A 19,027-nucleotide genomic window follows, 5' to 3' on the forward strand; every position below is an offset into this window, starting at 1 on the left:
AAATATGAACTAAGAAAATAACAAATGATAATTGGAGGAATAAAAATGAATTATGCAGATTCAGCGAAAAAAATATTAAAAGAGATTGGCGATCAAGCTAATGTACAATCAGCTACTCATTGTATGACCCGTTTACGTTTTATTTTGAAAGATGAAAGTATTGTAGATGATCAAGCCGTAAAACAGATTCCCGGTGTGATGGGTGTTATGAAAAAAGCAGGTCAATATCAAATTGTGATGGGAAATGATGTGGCAGATTACTATCGTGCTTTGAATAAATTAGGAGATTTTGGTTCAGCTACAGCTGTCGAAGGAGGACCTAAGAAAAACTTATTTGATACTTTTGTAGATGTGATTTCAGGCTGTATGTCTCCTTTGATCCCAGCTTTGATCGGCGGTGGTATGATCAAAGTAATCTTAATTTTATTACCATTGTTAGGTTGGATGAGTGATAGTTCTCAAAGCTTCCAAGTGTTGACCTTCTTTGGTGATGCACCATTTTATTTTATGCCAGTGATGTTGGCATACACGGCTGCCCAAAAATTTGGTGTGACCCCGATGCTAGCAGTTACGATTGGTGGCATTATGCTACATCCTAATTTTGTTAGTATGGTTACAGCCGGCGATCCGATAAGTATTTTTGGCTTACCGATTACTTTGGCTACTTATAGCTCATCGGTGATTCCTATCCTATTAATGGTTTGGATAATGAAATATATCGAACAATTTTTTGATCGAATCATTCCGACTGTATTGAAGAGTTTCTTGAAGCCTTTATTAATTATTTTGATTTCAGGTGTTTTAGCACTTGTAGTAGTTGGACCTTTAGGAACTTATGCCGGACAAGGTTTGTCAGCATTGGTTTTATGGATTCAAAGTAAGGCTGGTTTCTTAGCTTTAGGATTGATGGGAGCTTTGATGCCGTTAATTGTTATGACAGGGATGCATTGGGCATTTTCACCAATTTTCTTAATAGCATCGATTCAAAATCCAGATGTTTTAATTTTACCAGCCATGTTAGCTGCTAACTTGGCTCAAGGAGCAGCGTCATTAGCGGTTTCCTTCAAAGCAAAAGATAAAAATTTAAAAACTTTAGCAATGGCTGCTGGTATTTCAGCGCTATTGGCAGGGGTAACAGAACCGGCTCTATACGGAATTACGTTGAAATATAAAAAACCTTTATACGCAGCGATGATTGCTGGTGGAATTTGTGGTGTTTATATGGGCTTCACTGGTTTATCGGCTTATGCCTTTGCCGTACCATCATTAGTCGCGTTACCCCAATTTGTTGGGCCGAATGGAAATGCGAATATTATTAATGCGATTATTGTCGCAATTGCTTCAATGGTGATTACATTTATCTTAACACTGGTCTTTGGTTTTGATGAAGAACCGATTGTTGCTGATCAAGAAGCCTTGGAAGTGGTTGAAGCAGGTAGTCATGACCCGAAAAAAGTTTTTGCGCCAGTAAAAGGACAAGTCATCCCTTTAGAGAAAGTCAATGATTCAGCTTTTTCTAGCAAAATGATGGGAGAAGGAATTGCGATTATCCCAGAAGAAAATACGATCGTTGCCCCTTTTAACGGTAAAGTTTCTGCCCTTTTTCCAACGAAGCACGCTATTGGATTAACTAGTGATAGTGGTATGGAATTATTGATTCACGTGGGGATTGATACTGTTGAATTAGGCGGTAAGTATTTTGAAAGCTTTGTAGAAGCTGGTGACTATGTGAAGAAGGGGCAGCCATTATTGAATGTTGATTTTGCTGCCGTAAAAGCTGCTGGATATGATATTGTGACACCGATTGTTGTTACGAACTATGATCAATATATCGATGTGGTAGCTAAAGATGAAATGAATGAAACAACAGCTGATGATGCAGTACTGTATGTTGTATAGAAAGGAAAAGATCAATGAATAAATTTCCAGAGAATTTTTTATGGGGTGGCGCGATTGCTGCCAATCAAGCAGAAGGTGCTTATAACGAAGATGGTAAAGGATTGAGTGTGCAAGATGTTGCACCTCATGGTTGGAAAGACCGACCGACTGAGGTACCGACGGAGGACAATTTAAAACTTGTAGGAATTGATTTTTATCATCGCTACCAAGAAGATATCAAATTATTTGCTGAAATGGGCTTTAAGGTTTTCCGACTATCGATTGCTTGGTCAAGAATTTTTCCAAAAGGAGACGAAAAAGAGCCAAATGAAGCTGGCTTAGCTTTTTATGATAAGGTTTTTGATGAATGTGCAAAATATGGCATTGAACCATTAGTTACTTTGTCACATTATGAAATGCCGCTACACTTATCCAAGAGTTATGATGGCTGGCGCAACCGAAAAATGATTGATTTTTTTGAGCATTATGCACGTACCGTTTTAACCCGTTACAAAGACAAAGTAAAATATTGGTTGACATTTAATGAGATTAATTCAATTGGTCACGCGCCACTATTAAGTGGAGGGATTTACACGCCATTGGCAGAATTGACTAAACAAGATATCTATCAAGCAATTCATCATGAGTTGGTTGCTAGTGCCAAAGCAGTGAAAGCTTGCCATGAAATTATTCCAAGTGGGCAAATTGGTTGTATGATCCTAGGAATGCCGGTTTATCCATTGACCCCCGCACCTAAAGATGTCTTGCAATCGTTAGCGACAGAAAGAGAAAACTATTATTTTTCCGATATTCAAGTTCGTGGGTACTACCCAACGTATACCAAGCGCTTCTTCAAAGAAAATGAGATTCAGTTAGAAATCACCAAAGATGATTTGGCTAGCTTAAAAGAAACAGTTGATTTTGTTTCCTTTAGTTATTATATGTCTACTTGTGAATCAGCAAATCCAGATAAAGAAACTGGTGAAGGCAATATTTTAGGTGGTGTTCCCAATCCTTACTTAAAAGCCAGTGAATGGGGTTGGCAAATCGATCCTGAAGGACTACGTTATTATCTAAATAATCTGTATGATCGCTATCAAAAACCAATTTTTATCGTGGAGAATGGTTTAGGAGCAATAGATGAATTAGTTGAAATGCCTGATGGGACAAAAACAGTGATTGATGACTATCGGATTCAATATATGAATGATCATTTAGTCCAAGTAGCGGAAGCAATCGAAGACGGAGTGGATATTATGGGATACACTTCATGGGGCTGTATCGATTTGATCAGCTTTACGACTGCTGAATTGAAAAAAAGATATGGTTTAATCTATGTAGATCGTCATGATGACGGCAGTGGTACTTTGGCACGCTATAAAAAGAAAAGTTTTGATTGGTACAAAGAAGTTATCACAACAAATGGTGCTTCGTTAAAATAAAATGTAAACCGTGAGATGAAATGTTCAATTCTACCTCACGGTTTTTTTCAGCATTCAAATAAAAGAGACAATTTAAAATGAATACCTCCATTAAAAATTGAAAAAAACTATATTAACTCGTACAATATACAGATAATAAAGAAACGACAATACATAGAACAAATGAGGTAAAAAGATGATAACCCAACCAGTCAGTGTTTTACCTGGCGTAGGCGAAAAGCGCCAACAAGTCTTGGCGAGTCTGGGAATTTTCACTATTGAAGATTTGCTGACTTACTATCCTTTTCGCTATGAAGATATTCAAGAACGTAATTTATTAGAAATTAACGATCAAGAAAAGGTGACTTTAAAAGGTGTGGTTGTATCAGCACCGGTCGTTAGTCGTTTTGGCTATAAAAAAAGCCGGATGCAATTTCGCATGATGCAAGAGCATGCTGTCTTTAATGTGTCTTTTTTTAATCAAAGCTATTTAAAAGATAAAGTCGAAGTTGGTGAAGATATCGCCGTTTATGGTAAATGGGATGCGAAACGAAAATCATTAGCTGGCATGAAAATTTTAGCCAGTAAGCAAGAAGAAGATTTTGCCCCAATCTATCATGTGACGAAAGCGATTCGCCAAACGACTTTAATTGAATTAATCAAAGTGGCTTTTGAAAAATTTGATAACCAAATCGAAGAAAATCTGCCGAATCATTTAATTGAGAAGTATCGCTTGATGCCAAGAAATGAAGCCGTTCGAGCGATGCATTTTCCTAAAGATCCAAAGGAAAATCAATTGGCGAAACGCCGGGTTGTTTTTGAAGAGTTTTTTATGTTCCAAATGAAAATGCAAGGTTTAAAACAAAAAGAACATAGTGAGAAAAATGGCATTAGCGTGTTGTATGATGTTGAACGGTTGAAAAATTTTACTCAAAGCCTGCCGTTTGAATTAACTGAGGCTCAAAAAAGAGTCACCAATGAAATTTGTCGTGATTTGCGCAGCCCAAGACATATGCAACGCTTGCTACAAGGAGATGTGGGGAGCGGGAAAACGGTGGTGGCAGCCATTGCTTTGTACGCTACCATGACCGCTGGTTTTCAAGGGGCTCTAATGGTACCAACAGAAATTTTGGCCCAGCAGCATTTAGAAAGTTTGAATCAATTATTTGATCCATTGGAAGTATCGATCGCATTACTAACTGGTTCAACCAAAGCTAGAGATCGGCGTGCGATTTTGACAGGCTTAGCCAATGGAGAAATTGATATTATTGTCGGTACCCATGCGTTAATTCAAAAAGATGTGGAATTTAGCAATCTTGGTCTAGTGATTACCGATGAACAGCATCGTTTTGGCGTGAATCAACGGAAAGTCTTGCGGGAAAAAGGCTGGCATCCAGATGTTCTATTCATGACAGCCACGCCGATTCCACGAACCTTAGCAATTACGGCTTATGGTGAGATGGATGTTTCTATCATTGACGAAATGCCTGCGGGAAGAATTCCAGTGAAAACTTCTTGGATTTCCCAAAAGCAATTTGATTCAACTTTAGATTGGGCCCAGGCTGAATTAAAAAAAGGCCACCAAATGTATGTTATCTGTCCTTTAATTGAAGAATCAGAAGCCTTAGATGTCAAAAACGCGACGGAAATTTATGAGCATTTAGCGGCTTATTATGCACCAGATTATAAAGTCAGCTTACTTCACGGCAAGATGAAAAATGCTGAAAAAGAAACAATTATGGAAGAATTTAAAGATGCTGGCAGTCAGATTTTAGTATCCACTACCGTAATCGAAGTTGGGGTCAATGTTCCTAATGCAACAGTCATGTTTATTATCGATGCTGATCGTTTTGGTCTGGCTCAGCTACATCAATTGCGGGGACGGGTTGGCCGTGGCTCCGATGCTTCTTATTGTATTTTAGTAGCCAATCCTAAAAATGAAATGGGTAAAGAACGAATGAAGATCATGACGGAAACCAATAATGGCTTTGTCTTGAGTGAAAAAGATTTAGAATTACGGGGACCAGGTGAAGTTTTTGGCTTCCGTCAATCAGGCTTGCCCCAATTTTTGATTGCTGATTTGGTGAATGATGCCAATATTTTAGAAGTGGCACGTGATGAAGCAATGGCGGTTTGGCAAATCAAGGATTGGCAAATTTTACCAGAGTTTTCTAGTCTAGCCAAAGTGGTTCAGCCAGATGCGGGTGAAACCTATTTCGATTAATGCTATACTGCTAAAGTAAACTTTTAAAGGAGCGATGTTTGAATGAAAATTGCAGTCGATGCAATGGGTGGCGATTTTGCCCCTAAAGCGATTGTTGAAGGCGTCATGTTAGCAAAACAAAAACATCCTGAAATTGAATTTCAATTATATGGAAAAGAAGACGCGATTCGAGAATTTATTACCGATGAAAAAAATATTACAATTATCCATACAGATGAAAAAATTAACTCTGACGACGAACCTGTTAAAGCCATTCGCCGGAAAAAGACCGCATCTATGGTCTTAGCGGCGCAAGCAGTCAAAGAAGGGAAAGCCGATGCGATTTTTTCTGCAGGAAATACTGGCGCTTTATTAGCGGCTGGCTTATTTATTGTTGGTCGTATCAAAAAAGTCGAGCGCCCTGGTTTGATGTCGACATTACCAGTTTTAGGTGAAGGTCCTGGTTTTGATATGTTAGATTTAGGAGCTAACGCTGAAAACAAACCAGAACATTTACATCAGTATGCTATTTTAGGTTCTTTTTATGCTAAACATGTTCGCAAAATTACCAATCCACGAGTGGGTTTATTAAATAATGGAACGGAAGAAACCAAAGGTAGTGAATTAACGAAAGAAGCCTATAAATTATTAAATGCCGAAGAAAGCATCAACTTTGTCGGTAATGTTGAAGCCCGTGATTTATTAGATGGTGTGGCTGATGTCGTAGTTACTGATGGCTTTACTGGCAATGCTGTCTTAAAAACCATTGAAGGCACAGCTTTAGGTTTAATGACTTTATTAAAAGGCAGTATCACTGACGCAGGTACCAAAGGAAAATTAGGTGCTTTAATGTTGAAAGATACTTTATATAGCTTAAAAGACAAATTGGACTACTCTAGTCATGGCGGGGCTGTTTTGTTTGGTTTAAAAGCACCAGTCATTAAAACTCACGGCTCTACTGGTCCTGAAGCAGTTGCAACTACAATTGATCAGATTGCAACCATGTTAGATACAAATGTGGTGGGTCAATTGGTTCAGTTCTTTGAAACAGAAGATCACCAGTAAAAACCGATGATTTCTAGTCAATTTGTCTGAAAAAGGTAGACAAACTAGATGAAACTCAGTAAAATAAACGTGACCTTCTAGGTGAACGCAAGATAAACAAGCGGAGGTGAATGTTCTTGACTCGTGAGGAAGCTTTTAATAAAGTAGCAGAAATTATTTCGAATCACTTTGAAATTGATAAAGAAAAAGTGACACCCGAATTGAGTATTAAAGATGACTTGAATGCAGATTCAATCAGTATCATGGAGTTCGTTTTAGAATTAGAAGACGAATTTGGCACAGAGATTTCTGATGAAGATGCAGAAAAAATCGAAACAGTAAGTGCAGCTGTAGATTATATCATGGCTAGCGAAAAAGCTTAATGGAACAACCGCGTGAGGATTTCACCTCACGCTTTTTTATTGTTTAAAAATACATAATTAAATTAAAACGATAACTTTTTATCGAAAAACGATAAATTTTTATTGACTTTCATTATTTGGTGGTTTATGCTTAGTTCATCAAATAAATGAAAGAGGTTGTTCAAATGAAAAAGGAAAGTTTATTTAAGGGATTGAAATGGTTATTTACAGGGTTGATGGTTGTAACGGGATTTGCAGTCAGCAGTATTTTGATGGTGGCAGTTTTATTACATGGTTTGGATGTTAGCCAATTTACAGTTGAAGGGGCTGAAGTATTTAGTTCACCAGTATTTACTGGTTTGATGGTTTTAAATTACAGTCTCTTCACAGCTATTTTTTACTTGGCTCGTCGTCTATTTAAAAACTTCCAGTTAGGTGAAATTTTCGGATTAGAAAACCAAAAATTAGCTAAAATTTTGGCAGGATTATTAGCCGTCTTAACTTTTACAAACGGTGTACCGGATCTAGCTTTTCATAGTTATACATTGAATCTAAACTATTTAATTATCGGGATTGTTATTTGGATTGTTGCAGAAAAATTCATTGCTGTTGAACAAACAAGCAAATTTGCATAGGAGGGATCGTCATGAATCGTGAAAAAATGGTCTTTAAAGCTTTGAAATGGTTATTTACCTTTTTCGTCGTAGGGATTGGCATTTCAATCGTAGGTACTGCATTTATGTTTATTGCTTTGCGGTTTATCAATGTAGAAAGTTTAGGCGTGACTGCTACTGAGATGGGCTTTGTTGATTCGCCGATTTTTCTAGGATTATTGATAATCAATTTAGTCTTAATCGGCTTGTTATTTTATTATGTACGAACTTTCTTTAAAAATTTAGAATTGGATCAAATCTTTGTGATACGTAATGTGAAAATGGCCAAGAAAATTAGTTTACTACTATTAATTTTAACCTTTACAAATGGGCTACCAGATCTATTTAAAGAAGCTTATACTTTAGAATTAACTTATTCACTGGCGGCAGCTATTATTTGGGCATTGAGTAAAATTTTAGAAAAAGCCAATATGATTGCCGAAGAAAATCAATTGACGATTTAGGAGGGTGCCGAATGATTCAAGTAAATTTAGACGTCATGCTAGCGAAACGTAAGATTTCTTCTGGTGAATTAGCTAAAAAAATCGGCATGACCAATGCCAACATATCGATTTTGAAAACAGGAAAAGCCAAAGCTATTCGCTTTTCAACGCTGAATGAAATTTGTAAAGTTTTAGCCTGTACACCAGGCGATATTTTAGAATATATAGAAGATGAAGCATAAGATCACCTAGTAAGATTTCGTTAAGAGATTTTACTAGGTGTTTTTAATTATTAAAAATTTAGCGCTTTTAGTAAAGATAAACAAACAATCTCGCTAAGTTCGTTTAAAAATAATTGAAAAAACAGTATAATGAAACATGAATCTGTAAAAAAAGGACTGTAAGCCAATGGATATCGGATTGATCAAAGAATTGAAAGAAAATTACCAAATCGTTTTTCATGATATAAATTTATTGGAACAAGCATTCACCCATTCTTCTTATGTCAATGAGCACCGCAATTTACAAATTTCTGATAACGAGCGTTTAGAATTTTTAGGCGATGCGGTATTAGAAATTCAAGTATCAGATTATTTATTTCGACAATATCCGAACTTGCCAGAAGGAAAATTAACCAGACTACGTTCGGCAATTGTACGAGAAGACAGTTTATCGAAATTTGCCAAAGAGTGTCATTTTGATAAATATGTGTTATTAGGCAAAGGAGAAGAAAATTCTGGTGGCCGTAACCGCGCTTCTTTATTATGTGATTTGTTTGAATCATTTTTGGGGTCATTGTATTTGGATCAAGGCTATGGGGCGGCATTAAAATTCATCGAAGCAGTCATTTTTCCTAAAGTTGCTGCCGGTGATTTTACTCGAGAATTAGATCATAAAACCAAATTGCAAGAAGTCTTACAAAAAAATGGCGATGTGTCGATTGAATATCGTTTAGTCGCTGAGGTTGGTCCTGCCCATGAACGAATTTTTAGTATTGAAGTCTACGCCAATGGCAATTTGATTGGCGCAGGTGAAGGAAAATCAAAAAAATTAGCTGAACAAGACGCTGCTGCTAAAGCCTTACAGGACTTGGAAGCTTAGGAGAGAAATACGTGCATTTAAAACGAATTGAAATCGCTGGATTTAAATCTTTTGCGGATCGGACAAAAATTGAATTTGAACCGGGCGTTACCGCGGTGATTGGGCCAAACGGCAGTGGGAAAAGTAATATTACTGAAGCCATTCGCTGGGTATTAGGTGAGCAATCTGCTAAGAGTCTGCGGGGCGGGAAGATGCCAGACATTATTTTTGCTGGATCAGAGACTCGTCAACAATTAAATATCGCTGAAGTGACGGTTATTTTAGATAATAGTGATCATTATTTGCCGTTAGATTTTAGTGAAGTCAGTGTCACTAGACGCTATCGTCGAACGGGAGAAAGTGATTTTTTCATCAATAAAAAAGCTTGTCGCTTGCGGGATATCCAAGAATTATTTATGGATTCTGGTTTAGGGAAAGAATCTTTTTCGATTATCTCACAAGGGAAGGTTGAAGCAATTTTTGCCAGTAAACCAGAAGATCGACGGGGAATTTTTGAAGAAGCAGCTGGTGTGTTGAAGTATAAGCAACGCAAGAAAAAAGCTGAGCAAAAATTATTTGAAACAGAAGACAATTTAAATCGAGTGGAAGACATCGTCTATGAGTTAGAAGAACAATTGACTCCTTTAGCAGCTCAAAGTGAGGCCGCTAAGGAGTTTTTAGTACTCAAAGAACAATTGCAAAATAAAGATGTTAGTTTGACGGTTGCCAGAATTCTGACTAGTAAAGAAACCTGGGAAGAAACAAAAACTGATTTTGAGGGTTTATCGGCTGAGATTGAACAAAAGAATACACTGATTCAATCGACTGAAAAACAATTGGGAGAGCTACGGCAAAATCGTGGTGTGCTAGACCAGCAATTAGAACAAGGTCAGCAACAATTACTACACCTAACAGAGAGCTTAAAACAAACAGAAGGCCAAAAAGAACTATTGTTGGAACGCTCAAAAAATGCTAAAAAATCTAGCAGTGAATATCAAGCTAGCTTAGCCCAAACCAATAGTAAAATAGAAGAAACCCAAAACCACATTCAACAATTGGAAACGGAACAGACTGAAAAATTGGTCGAACGCAATCAATTAGTCGAAGCTATCAAGATGAAAACAGCTGAGAGTGCCAAATATCAAAAGTCTACCAAAGAACTGATTGAAGATTTGCGAGGCAACTATGTTGAATTGATGCAAGAACAAGCCAATGTCAGCAATGATCTAAAATACTTGGAGCGTCAATATCAACAGGAAACGGCTAAAAATCAACAAAGTGCGACTCGATTTGAAAACTTGAAACAAGAATTGGCTGAATTAAAAGAGCAACAAGCTAATGCGCTAGAAAAAAGCGGACAGATGGAAGTTTTGCTGAAAACCCAACAAACAGACTATAAAGAATTATTGATGCGTAAAAATCAATTAGAGACGAACATTAAGCAAGAACAAAATACGATGTACGATTTGATGAGCCAAGTCCAACAAGCCAAAGCCCGTCAAAAAAGTATGCAAGAAATCAAAGAAAATTATAATGGTTTCTACCAAGGTGTTCGTAGTGTCCTGCAACATCGCAAGGATCTTTCTGGAATTGTTGGTGCAGTGGCAGAATTAATAGAAGTGCCAGACCAATATACTTTAGCGATTGAAACAGCTTTAGGGGCAGCCGCCCAACATATCGTGGTGGAAAATGAACACGACGCCCGCAATGGGATTACTTATTTAAAAGAACATCGTTTAGGTCGCGCGACTTTTTTACCATTGACGACGATTAAAGCCCGTAGTTTAGCCGTTAATCACAAAAGTAAAGGGGAAAATCTACCAGGATTTATTGGCACAGCTAGTAGTTTGGTAAAATTTGATGATCGGGTCAGTAATATTGTTGAAAACTTATTAGGTGGCATTGTGATTGCAGAGGATTTAACGAGTGCCAACCAAATTGCCCGTGCACTAAATTTTCAAGTCCGTGTGGTTTCTTTAACTGGTGATGTGATGAATGCTGGTGGTTCGATGACTGGTGGCGCAAATAAACAAGGCCGCAATAACCATTTATTTAGCCAAGGTCACGAATTAGAAAAACTTACGCAGCAAGCTGAAATGATTCAGCAAAAATTACAGGTCAAAGAAAAGAATGTCGCTGACTTGCAACAACAATTAGCTGATTTAAATCAAGCATTGGAAAACTTGCGAAATCAAGGAGAAGAAACCCGACTAGCTTTTCAAGAAGCACAAAATCTAGCGGAAAGCTTAACTAATGATTTCACTCGCTTAGAAAAAGAACAAAGCTTATTTGCTTATGAAGCCAAAGAGCTGGAAACTTTCCTGGCTGATTATGAAAAACAAAAAAAGGAACTAACAGCTAAACAAATTGATCTGAAAGCACAACAAACCAGTGTTGATCAAGAAATCAAACAGCTGAATGAAGAAAGTGATTTGCTGGAAGAAAAACGCCAAACTTTAGCGAGTGAGCTTAGTCAATTACAAGCCAATCAAGCGGTTTTAGCAGAACAAAGCAATCATTTAATGAGCCAAAAGAATCAATTAAATCAAAGCTTGATGGAATTGCAAACCGAGCAACAACGTTTAGAAAATCAAATCGCGGCTTTATCTGACGCTTCTTTAAATCATGAAGAAACCGATGAAAGCTTAGCCCAACGCTTGGCTGAATTTACGGAAAAGAAAAGCGCTTTGGAAACTGACTTGGCTGATTGGAAAACCAAACGACAAGCCATTCAACTGCAAGTGGATCAGTTGGATGAAGCCTTGACTACCAATAATCGCCTGCAAAAACAATTGCTAGCACAACAATCGCAAGTCGATGTGCAAAAGAACCGTTTGGAGTTGCAGTTAGATAATGAGTTGGCCTATTTGCAGGAAGAATATAATTTAACCTTCGAAGCAGCTGAAAATCAAGCTGATCAAATTGAGAATTTGGCTGAAGCTCAACAAACAGTGACACAATTGAAACGCAAGATTGAACAGTTAGGACCAGTCAATTTAAATGCGATTGAACAATACGAACAAGTTTCAGAACGCTATGACTTTTTGACGACGCAAAGAGATGATTTGCTATCGGCTAAAGAGCAGTTGTTTGAAACAATGGATGAGATGGACGATGAAGTGAAAAAACGCTTCTATCAAACATTCAAAGGTATTCGAGATAAATTCCAAGTAGTTTTCCCGAATATGTTTGGTGGTGGGAAAGCCGAATTAATTTTGACTGACCCCGATGATTTATTAAATACCGGTATCGAGATTGAAGCCCAACCGCCAGGAAAAAAATTGCAAAACTTATCTTTATTATCTGGTGGTGAACGTGCTTTAACAGCGATTGCTTTACTATTTTCGATTATCCAAGTGCGACCTGTACCTTTCTGTGTCTTAGATGAAGTCGAAGCGGCACTAGATGAAGCCAATGTTGCGCGATTTGGTCGTTATTTGCGAAACTTCCAGAATGATACTCAATTTATCGTTGTGACTCATCGTAAAGGTACGATGGAGGCGGCCGATGTTTTATATGGCGTGACGATGCAAGAGTCGGGTGTCTCTAAAATAATTTCTGTACGACTAGAAGAAGCCAATGAAGGTGGAAATTTTACCTCAAAGAAAGAGGAAGCTAAATGATTAAATTGATTGCGATTGACTTAGATGGGACATTGTTAACCAACGAAAAAACCATTTCGGAAAGAAATAAAATAGCACTGCTGAAGGCCAAGGAAAAAGGAGTTAAAGTCGTTTTATGTACTGGACGACCACTAGTTTCTGTCCAAAATTATTTGCAGGAATTAAACTTATTGGATGCCGAAGATTATTCAATTACTTATAATGGTGGCTTGGTGCAAGCGAATACTGGAGAAGTTTTGGGAAAAACCGCTTTTAGCTTAGCTGAAGTGAAAGATGTGATTGAATTATTGAAGAGTCTAGATTTACCGACGGATATTTTATCAGGATCTTCTTCATTACAGATTGAAACTTCTAAAGATCATCCTTCAATTTATCCATCAATTAACCAATTTGTAACTTACTTTGATAAAAAGGAAGCTGACTTAACTGAAGAAATTTTATACAATAAGGTTCTTTCAGCAACGGAAGAAGATATCTTAAACAATAAAATTGCTAAAATTCCAGCCGCATATTATGATCGATATGAAATCTTTAAATCACGCCCAATTTTACTAGAATTTATGCCTAAAGGTGTGACTAAAGCTTTTGGTTTAAGTGTTTTAGGTAAAGAATTAGCGATTGAGGCCAGTGAAATGATGACCTTAGGTGATGAAGCCAATGATCTTTCGATGATTGAATACGCAGGACTTGGTGTAGCGATGGGAAATGCCACTGAAGAAGTCAAGAGTTTAGCGAATTATATTACTGGGACAAATCAAGCTGATGGTGTCGCCCAAGCAGTCGAAAAATTCGTCTTAAATTAAGGAGAGAATCAAGATGGGCTTATTTGATCGAATAAAAAATGCTTTTAAAGCAGAACAAGTAGAAAAACCTGAAGTAACAGAAGAAAATACACCAGTCGAAGAGGCTACAAATCAAACCTCTGAAGAAAATACAGTTATGCCAGAAGAGGTTGCAAGTAATGATGAAACTGAAAAATCTCTGACACAAGAAGCTTTAGAATTATCAGCGGAAAAAAATGCTGGTGCGGCAGAACCAGTAGTTCCAGATGAAAATCTGACAGAGACGGCAGGACCAATTGAAACAACTGAAGAAGTGAATGCAGAAAATGAAGCGATTGAATCAACAGAAACGCCATCAATTACAGAAGCGTTAGAATTATCAGCTGAAAAGAATGCTGGTGCGGCAGAACCAATAGCACCGGAAGCTGAGTCAGTAGAAACACTCGATAATGCAGAAATAACAGAAGCACCGAAGAAAACTTTTGTTGATGAAGTATTGGAAAGAGTTTCAGAAAAAAATGCTGATGAAGAACCCATTGTACCAATTGAAGAAACGGTTGAAGTTGAAGAAATGCCTGTCACGATGGCAGAGCAAGAAAATACAGCTGAGATTACTACTGACACAGAAATTGATTTGCCAGTTGAAACTGTTGCAGAAGCAAATAATCAACCAGAAATAGTCGAAGAAGCTGAAACAGCGGAAGAAATTCAAAATAAATACGACAAAGGTTTGGAAAAAACGCGTAAATCTTTTGGTCAACGGATGAATGAATTATTCGCTCGTTTCCGCCGTGTCGATGAAGAATTCTTCGAAGATTTAGAAGAAACTTTGATTGGCGCCGATGTTGGCTTTGATACGGCATTAAAATTAACTGATGCTTTGCGTCAAGAAGTTAAGTTGCAGAATGCTAAAAAGCCCGCACAAATTCAAAATGTCATTATTGAAAAGTTAGTGGATATTTATGAAGCAGAAGGCGTAGATGAAAATAACCAAATTAATTTGCAAACAGATCAATTAAGCGTGATTTTATTTGTTGGCGTCAACGGTACAGGTAAAACAACCAGTATCGGGAAATTAGCTCATCAATATAAAAATGAAGGCAAAAAGGTTTTACTAGCAGCGGCAGATACTTTCCGGGCTGGAGCGATTGACCAGTTAATTGTTTGGGGCGAACGCTCTGGAGTTGAAGTGGTTCGCGGGAAAGCGGGTGGCGATCCGGCAGCAGTTGTTTTTGATGCGGTCAATCAAGCCAAAAATGGCGATTACGATGTTCTATTGATTGATACAGCAGGTCGTTTGCAAAATAAAGTCAATTTGATGAACGAGTTGGAAAAAATCAAACGAGTGATCCAACGGGAAATTCCATCAGCACCTCATGAAGTGCTATTGGTAGTTGATGCTACAACTGGTCAAAATGCATTGAGTCAAGCCCGTCAATTTAAAGAAACCACGGACTTAACTGGTTTGGTTTTAACAAAACTAGACGGGACTGCTAAAGGTGGGATTGTTTTAGCCATTCGTAATGAATTGCAATTACCGGTGAAATTAGTTGGATTAGGCGAAGGTATCAATGATTTAGAAGTCTTTAATCCTAATGATTTTGCGATAGGTTTATTTAAAGGATTATTACAAGCGGAATAAATTGAAGTCTTTCCCCTAAAAATTGGCCATTCTGTCCAGTTTTTAGGGGTTCTTCATTTGAACGAGAAATTTTAGGGTTTTAAGCAATTATTTTTTGATTCCTGAACTTTTTTTTATATAATGAGCGGGGGAGGAAGAATCCATGAATATTAAAAAAATGATGCAAGCAGATAAAGTGATTCCTTATTTACTGCAGGCACGTTTTGGCATTGAAAAAGAAAGCCAGCGTGTCAATTTAGCAGGTGAATTAGTCACATCAGATCATCCTAAGACTGTAGGTGATCGTTTGTTTCATCCGTATATCCAAACAGATTTTGCAGAAACACAATTAGAATTAGTGACACCAGTTGCCGAAAATATTACTGATGTACTGGCTTATTTAGAAGCGATCCATGATGTGACTCAAAGAAGTATGCCTGAAAATGAAATGATGTGGCCGTTATCAATGCCGCCAGCCTTACCAGAAAATGAAGATGAAATTGATATTGCAAAACTTTTCCGCCACGAGGATGTTTTATATCGTCGTTTTTTAGCGCGGGTTTATGGTAAAAGAAAACAAATGGTTAGCGGGATTCACTTTAATTTTGAATACGGTGAAGATTTGGTAAAACAGTTGTATCGCCAACAAAATGAAGTTGTGACACTAGAAAGTTTTAAGACTGAATTATATATGAAGATTGCCCGTAATTATTTGCATTATCGTTGGCTGGTTATTTATTTATTCGGCGCAAGCCCTTTAAGTGAAGCTCGTTATTTTTATGACGACGATCGTCCAGACGAGCCAGTCCGCAGTATTCGCAGTAGTCGTTTTGGCTATGTGAACAAGCCAGATGTGGTGGTTTCTTATGAAAGCTTAGAAAAATATAACGAAGACCTATTAGAAAATGTTGAGCGGGGACGTTTATCTGAAGAAAAAGAATACTACGCGCCGGTTCGTTTACGCGGTGGGGAGCGGGTTTCTGATTTAATTAATCACGGTATTCGTTATGTAGAGCTGCGCAATATTGACTTGAATCCATTTGATCGTATCGGAATTAACTATCAAGAAGTTGAGTTTTTACAATACTTTATGTTGTATTTATTGTGGACTGATGAAGGCGAAAATGCTGATAAATGGGTGGCAGAAGGTGCTGTCCGTAACGAAGAGGTCTCATTAGAACATCCTTTGAAAGAAACGACTTACTTAGCAGAAGGTCAAAAGATTTTTGCTGAGATGTTAGAGATGGCTGATATCTTAGATTTAGATCGTCAATTAATCGAAGAATTTGCGACTTGGTTAGAGCAGCCAGAGAAAACAATTGCCGCTCGAGTTTTAACGGCTGATAAAAAAGAGGGGCAAGCGGCTTTTGCCACTGACTTAGGAAAAAAATATTATGATCAGGCTTATGAAAAACCTTATCAATTAACTGGTTTTTCCGAGATGGAGTTATCCACCCAAGCATTATTATTTGATGCGATTCAACAAGGGATTGGCGCAGAAGTGTTAGATCGTAGTGATCAATTTGTTCGTTTGCAACATGGCGACCATTATGAGTATGTAAAAAATGGCAATATGACTAGTCGTGATACGTATATTTCGCCGTTATTAATGGCCAATAAAACTGTTACTAAAATGGTCTTAGCTCAAGCAGGCTTCCGAGTGCCTCAAGGGGAAACCTTTAGCAGTTTAATGGAAGCTAGAAAAGCCTATCCAAAATTTGCCCAACAAGCTTTTGTGATAAAACCCAAATCAACCAATTATGGAATCGGGATCACTATTTTTAAAGGCGAAACAGCTTTGGCGGATTATCAAACTGGTTTAGCCTTGGCTTTTAAAGAAGATCAAGAAGTGATTGTTGAAGAATTTATGGTGGGAACAGAATACCGGTTCTTCGTAATTGATGGAGAGGTCACTGCTGTTTTATTGAGAATCCCAGCCAATGTCGTTGGTGATGGCAAAAAAACAGTTAAAGAATTAGTGACTGAAAAAAATCAAGATCCATTACGAGGCAGCGATCATCGGGCTCCTTTAGAAATTATTCAATTAGGCGAATTAGAACAGTTGATGCTGAAAGAACAAGGCATGACCATCCAAAGTGTCCCAGCTGAAGGTCAGCAAGTATTTTTACGGGAAAACTCTAATATCTCTACTGGTGGCGACTCGATCGATATCACTGATGAAGTCGATGAAAGTTACAAAAAAATTGCGGTTGATGCAGTAGCTGCTTTAGGAGCAAAAATTAGTGGGATTGATTTGATTATTCCAGATATTCATAAACCTTATGAAAATGAACAAGATTATGGAATTATCGAAGCAAACTTCAATCCAGCGATGCATATGCATATCTTCCCATACGCCGGACAAGGTCGCCGCTTGACTCAAGACGTGCTGACTTTACTCTATCCAGAAATGCAAATTAAACGCTAAAAAATGTGCCGTAAGTGATTTTTACACTTGCGGCACATTTTTTAATAGGCAAAATCATCAATTTTGATGGTCTGTTTTCTTTCTTCAACAGTTAAGCCAGTTTTTTCTTCCCACCATTTTTTTAATTCTTTTTCGTAGGTACAAGGGAATTGCTTGGCTACTTCTAACAAAGGTTCTCCTTGCATTTTGGCATAAGGAAAGTTGAAAGCAAGATTGTATTTTAGCTCGGTCAATAAGCTATAATATTGGAACATCAAATACATCATTTCTTCCTCATCGTGCACAGCTAAAACGGTTGGTGCACGATCTAACATAAAACCAAAACTGCGCATCATAAATAAAACAGCTGGTAAATGTTCACTTTCGATGTCTTCCACTTCTTTTAAAATATCAATATGCAAGTCTAAGGCAGTAAGTAAATCTTTTTGCAATTCATCATAAGTCATAACAGACACCTCCTGATTATTTAATTATCTTTAGTATAGCATAGCGCTTACATGAGAATTACTAAGAATTTGCATTTCACTGGGAAAATTGGTTTAATTTCCATAGAGCAATGTCGAAGGAGGCGTTTAAAAAATGGGAAAATTAGCTATCATCAGTGATTTGCACGCCGACATTAATCATTTTGAAACGATTGAATTAAATATATTATTGAATGTTTTGAGAGAACACGAAGTAACCTGGGTGCATTTTGCTGGTGACAGCGCCAATAAAATGCAGCGCACCTTGGAAATAAATCAAATTTTTCGTTTGTCTGGGATTGAAACGACTTTCAATTTAGGCAATCATGAAATGGCTGATATTCAAGGAGAAGAAATGATTGAGCATTATCCTGACAGTCATTTTTTAAATTTACGTTATTTACCTTTAAATGATAAAAAAGTTTTACTGGGCTTAAATGGCTGGTACGACTATGGCTTTTCTCAAAATCAAGATGTCGTAGAAAATATTGCTATCAAAAATCGCTATTGGTATGACCGAATGATTACACGAGATGGCAACGATCAGGAAGTTACCCAAAGAATCTTGAAGGAATTAAAACCAATTTTAGATGAATTAGCTGAAAAAAATTATCAAGTGGTGATAGCGACACATTTTGTACCTCAATCGGAGTTTATTGTCCAGATGACTGGTGAATATGCTGTTTGGAATAAAATGAATGCTTTTTTAGGAGCCGCCTCATTAGGAAAACTCTTAGACCAATATGATAATATTGAACAGGTTGCTTTTGGTCATACCCATCGGCGTTTTCCCGATAAGATCATTCACGGCACAAATTATAGTTGTCGACCTTTTGGTTATTTTTATGAATGGCAATTAACCCGCAATTTTATTTTGAGCAATCAATTGGCCGATAGTTTTGTGCCCATGAAAATGCGGCGAATTATTCGTGATCATCAAAAGGCTTTTGATCAATATAAGCATCGTTATCTAGCCGAAGAATTTGCGGCTTGTTTAACTTTTGTCGATTATTAAGTAGGAAGTG

General features: G+C 37.4%; 15 protein-coding genes. 14 read left to right on the plus strand and 1 reads right to left on the minus strand.

The annotated features are described in order from the left end of the window. The first annotated feature begins 45 nt into the window (after window positions 1–45). From ID741_RS05910 to gshAB, 13 genes are all read left to right on the plus strand, one after another. Complete coding sequence (locus ID741_RS05910) at window positions 46–1,899, plus strand: beta-glucoside-specific PTS transporter subunit IIABC (protein WP_438719402.1); 1,854 nt, start codon at window positions 46–48, stop codon at window positions 1,897–1,899. A gap of 14 nt (window positions 1,900–1,913) precedes the next feature. Continuing rightward, entirely contained in the window at window positions 1,914–3,320 is a 1,407-nt protein-coding gene (locus ID741_RS05915) for a glycoside hydrolase family 1 protein (protein ID WP_438719403.1), read from the plus strand. A 175-nt stretch (window positions 3,321–3,495) separates the two neighbouring features. Continuing rightward, window positions 3,496–5,523 (plus strand): ATP-dependent DNA helicase RecG, encoded by a 2,028-nt coding sequence (gene recG / locus ID741_RS05920; protein ID WP_438719404.1) that lies wholly within the window; start codon window positions 3,496–3,498, stop codon window positions 5,521–5,523. A gap of 42 nt (window positions 5,524–5,565) precedes the next feature. After that, window positions 5,566–6,567: a phosphate acyltransferase PlsX gene (gene plsX, locus ID741_RS05925; RefSeq protein ID WP_218326491.1), complete on the plus strand. Its 1,002-nt coding sequence runs from the start codon at window positions 5,566–5,568 to the stop codon at window positions 6,565–6,567. 116 nt (window positions 6,568–6,683) lie between these two features. After that, a complete protein-coding gene (gene acpP, locus ID741_RS05930) occupies window positions 6,684–6,929 on the plus strand; it encodes an acyl carrier protein (RefSeq protein WP_281419031.1) in 246 nt (81 codons plus the stop codon). Window positions 6,930–7,093: 164 nt separating this feature from the next. Next, the gene (locus tag ID741_RS05935; protein ID WP_218326488.1) at window positions 7,094–7,543 is read left to right on the plus strand and encodes a hypothetical protein; all 450 of its coding nucleotides are present in this window, start codon (window positions 7,094–7,096) and stop codon (window positions 7,541–7,543) included. Window positions 7,544–7,554: 11 nt separating this feature from the next. Further along, window positions 7,555–8,025: a hypothetical protein gene (locus ID741_RS05940; protein ID WP_218326487.1), complete on the plus strand. Its 471-nt coding sequence runs from the start codon at window positions 7,555–7,557 to the stop codon at window positions 8,023–8,025. A gap of 11 nt (window positions 8,026–8,036) precedes the next feature. Then, window positions 8,037–8,246 (plus strand): helix-turn-helix domain-containing protein, encoded by a 210-nt coding sequence (locus ID741_RS05945; RefSeq protein WP_218326486.1) that lies wholly within the window; start codon window positions 8,037–8,039, stop codon window positions 8,244–8,246. A 166-nt stretch (window positions 8,247–8,412) separates the two neighbouring features. Continuing rightward, window positions 8,413–9,105, plus strand: a complete 693-nt coding sequence (gene rnc, locus ID741_RS05950) for a ribonuclease III (RefSeq protein WP_218326484.1) — start codon at window positions 8,413–8,415, stop codon at window positions 9,103–9,105. Between the two features lie 11 nt (window positions 9,106–9,116). Continuing rightward, window positions 9,117–12,707 (plus strand): chromosome segregation protein SMC, encoded by a 3,591-nt coding sequence (smc, locus tag ID741_RS05955; RefSeq protein WP_438719405.1) that lies wholly within the window; start codon window positions 9,117–9,119, stop codon window positions 12,705–12,707. Then, the gene (locus ID741_RS05960; protein WP_218326482.1) at window positions 12,704–13,510 is read left to right on the plus strand and encodes a Cof-type HAD-IIB family hydrolase; all 807 of its coding nucleotides are present in this window, start codon (window positions 12,704–12,706) and stop codon (window positions 13,508–13,510) included. The genes smc and ID741_RS05960 overlap by 4 nt, the downstream gene beginning before the upstream one ends. Before the next feature lie 136 nt (window positions 13,511–13,646). Further along, entirely contained in the window at window positions 13,647–15,131 is a 1,485-nt protein-coding gene (gene ftsY / locus ID741_RS05965) for a signal recognition particle-docking protein FtsY (RefSeq protein WP_218326726.1), read from the plus strand. Between the two features lie 142 nt (window positions 15,132–15,273). Then, complete coding sequence (gene gshAB, locus ID741_RS05970; protein WP_438719406.1) at window positions 15,274–17,538, plus strand: bifunctional glutamate--cysteine ligase GshA/glutathione synthetase GshB; 2,265 nt, start codon at window positions 15,274–15,276, stop codon at window positions 17,536–17,538. 41 nt (window positions 17,539–17,579) lie between these two features. On the opposite strand, the gene ID741_RS05975 is transcribed toward gshAB, so the two are convergent. Next, a complete protein-coding gene (locus ID741_RS05975; RefSeq protein WP_218326480.1) occupies window positions 17,580–17,984 on the minus strand; it encodes a hypothetical protein in 405 nt (134 codons plus the stop codon). A 133-nt stretch (window positions 17,985–18,117) separates the two neighbouring features. On the opposite strand from ID741_RS05975, the gene ID741_RS05980 reads away from it, so the two are divergent. Next, on the plus strand, window positions 18,118–19,017 hold the full coding sequence (locus ID741_RS05980) for a metallophosphoesterase (protein WP_218326479.1): 900 nt from the start codon (window positions 18,118–18,120) through the stop codon (window positions 19,015–19,017). The last annotated feature ends 10 nt before the right edge of the window (window positions 19,018–19,027 follow it).

Origin of the sequence: Enterococcus sp. AZ103 (assembly GCF_051714685.1) — a bacterium.
Classification (GTDB): domain Bacteria; phylum Bacillota; class Bacilli; order Lactobacillales; family Enterococcaceae; genus Enterococcus_A; species Enterococcus_A alishanensis.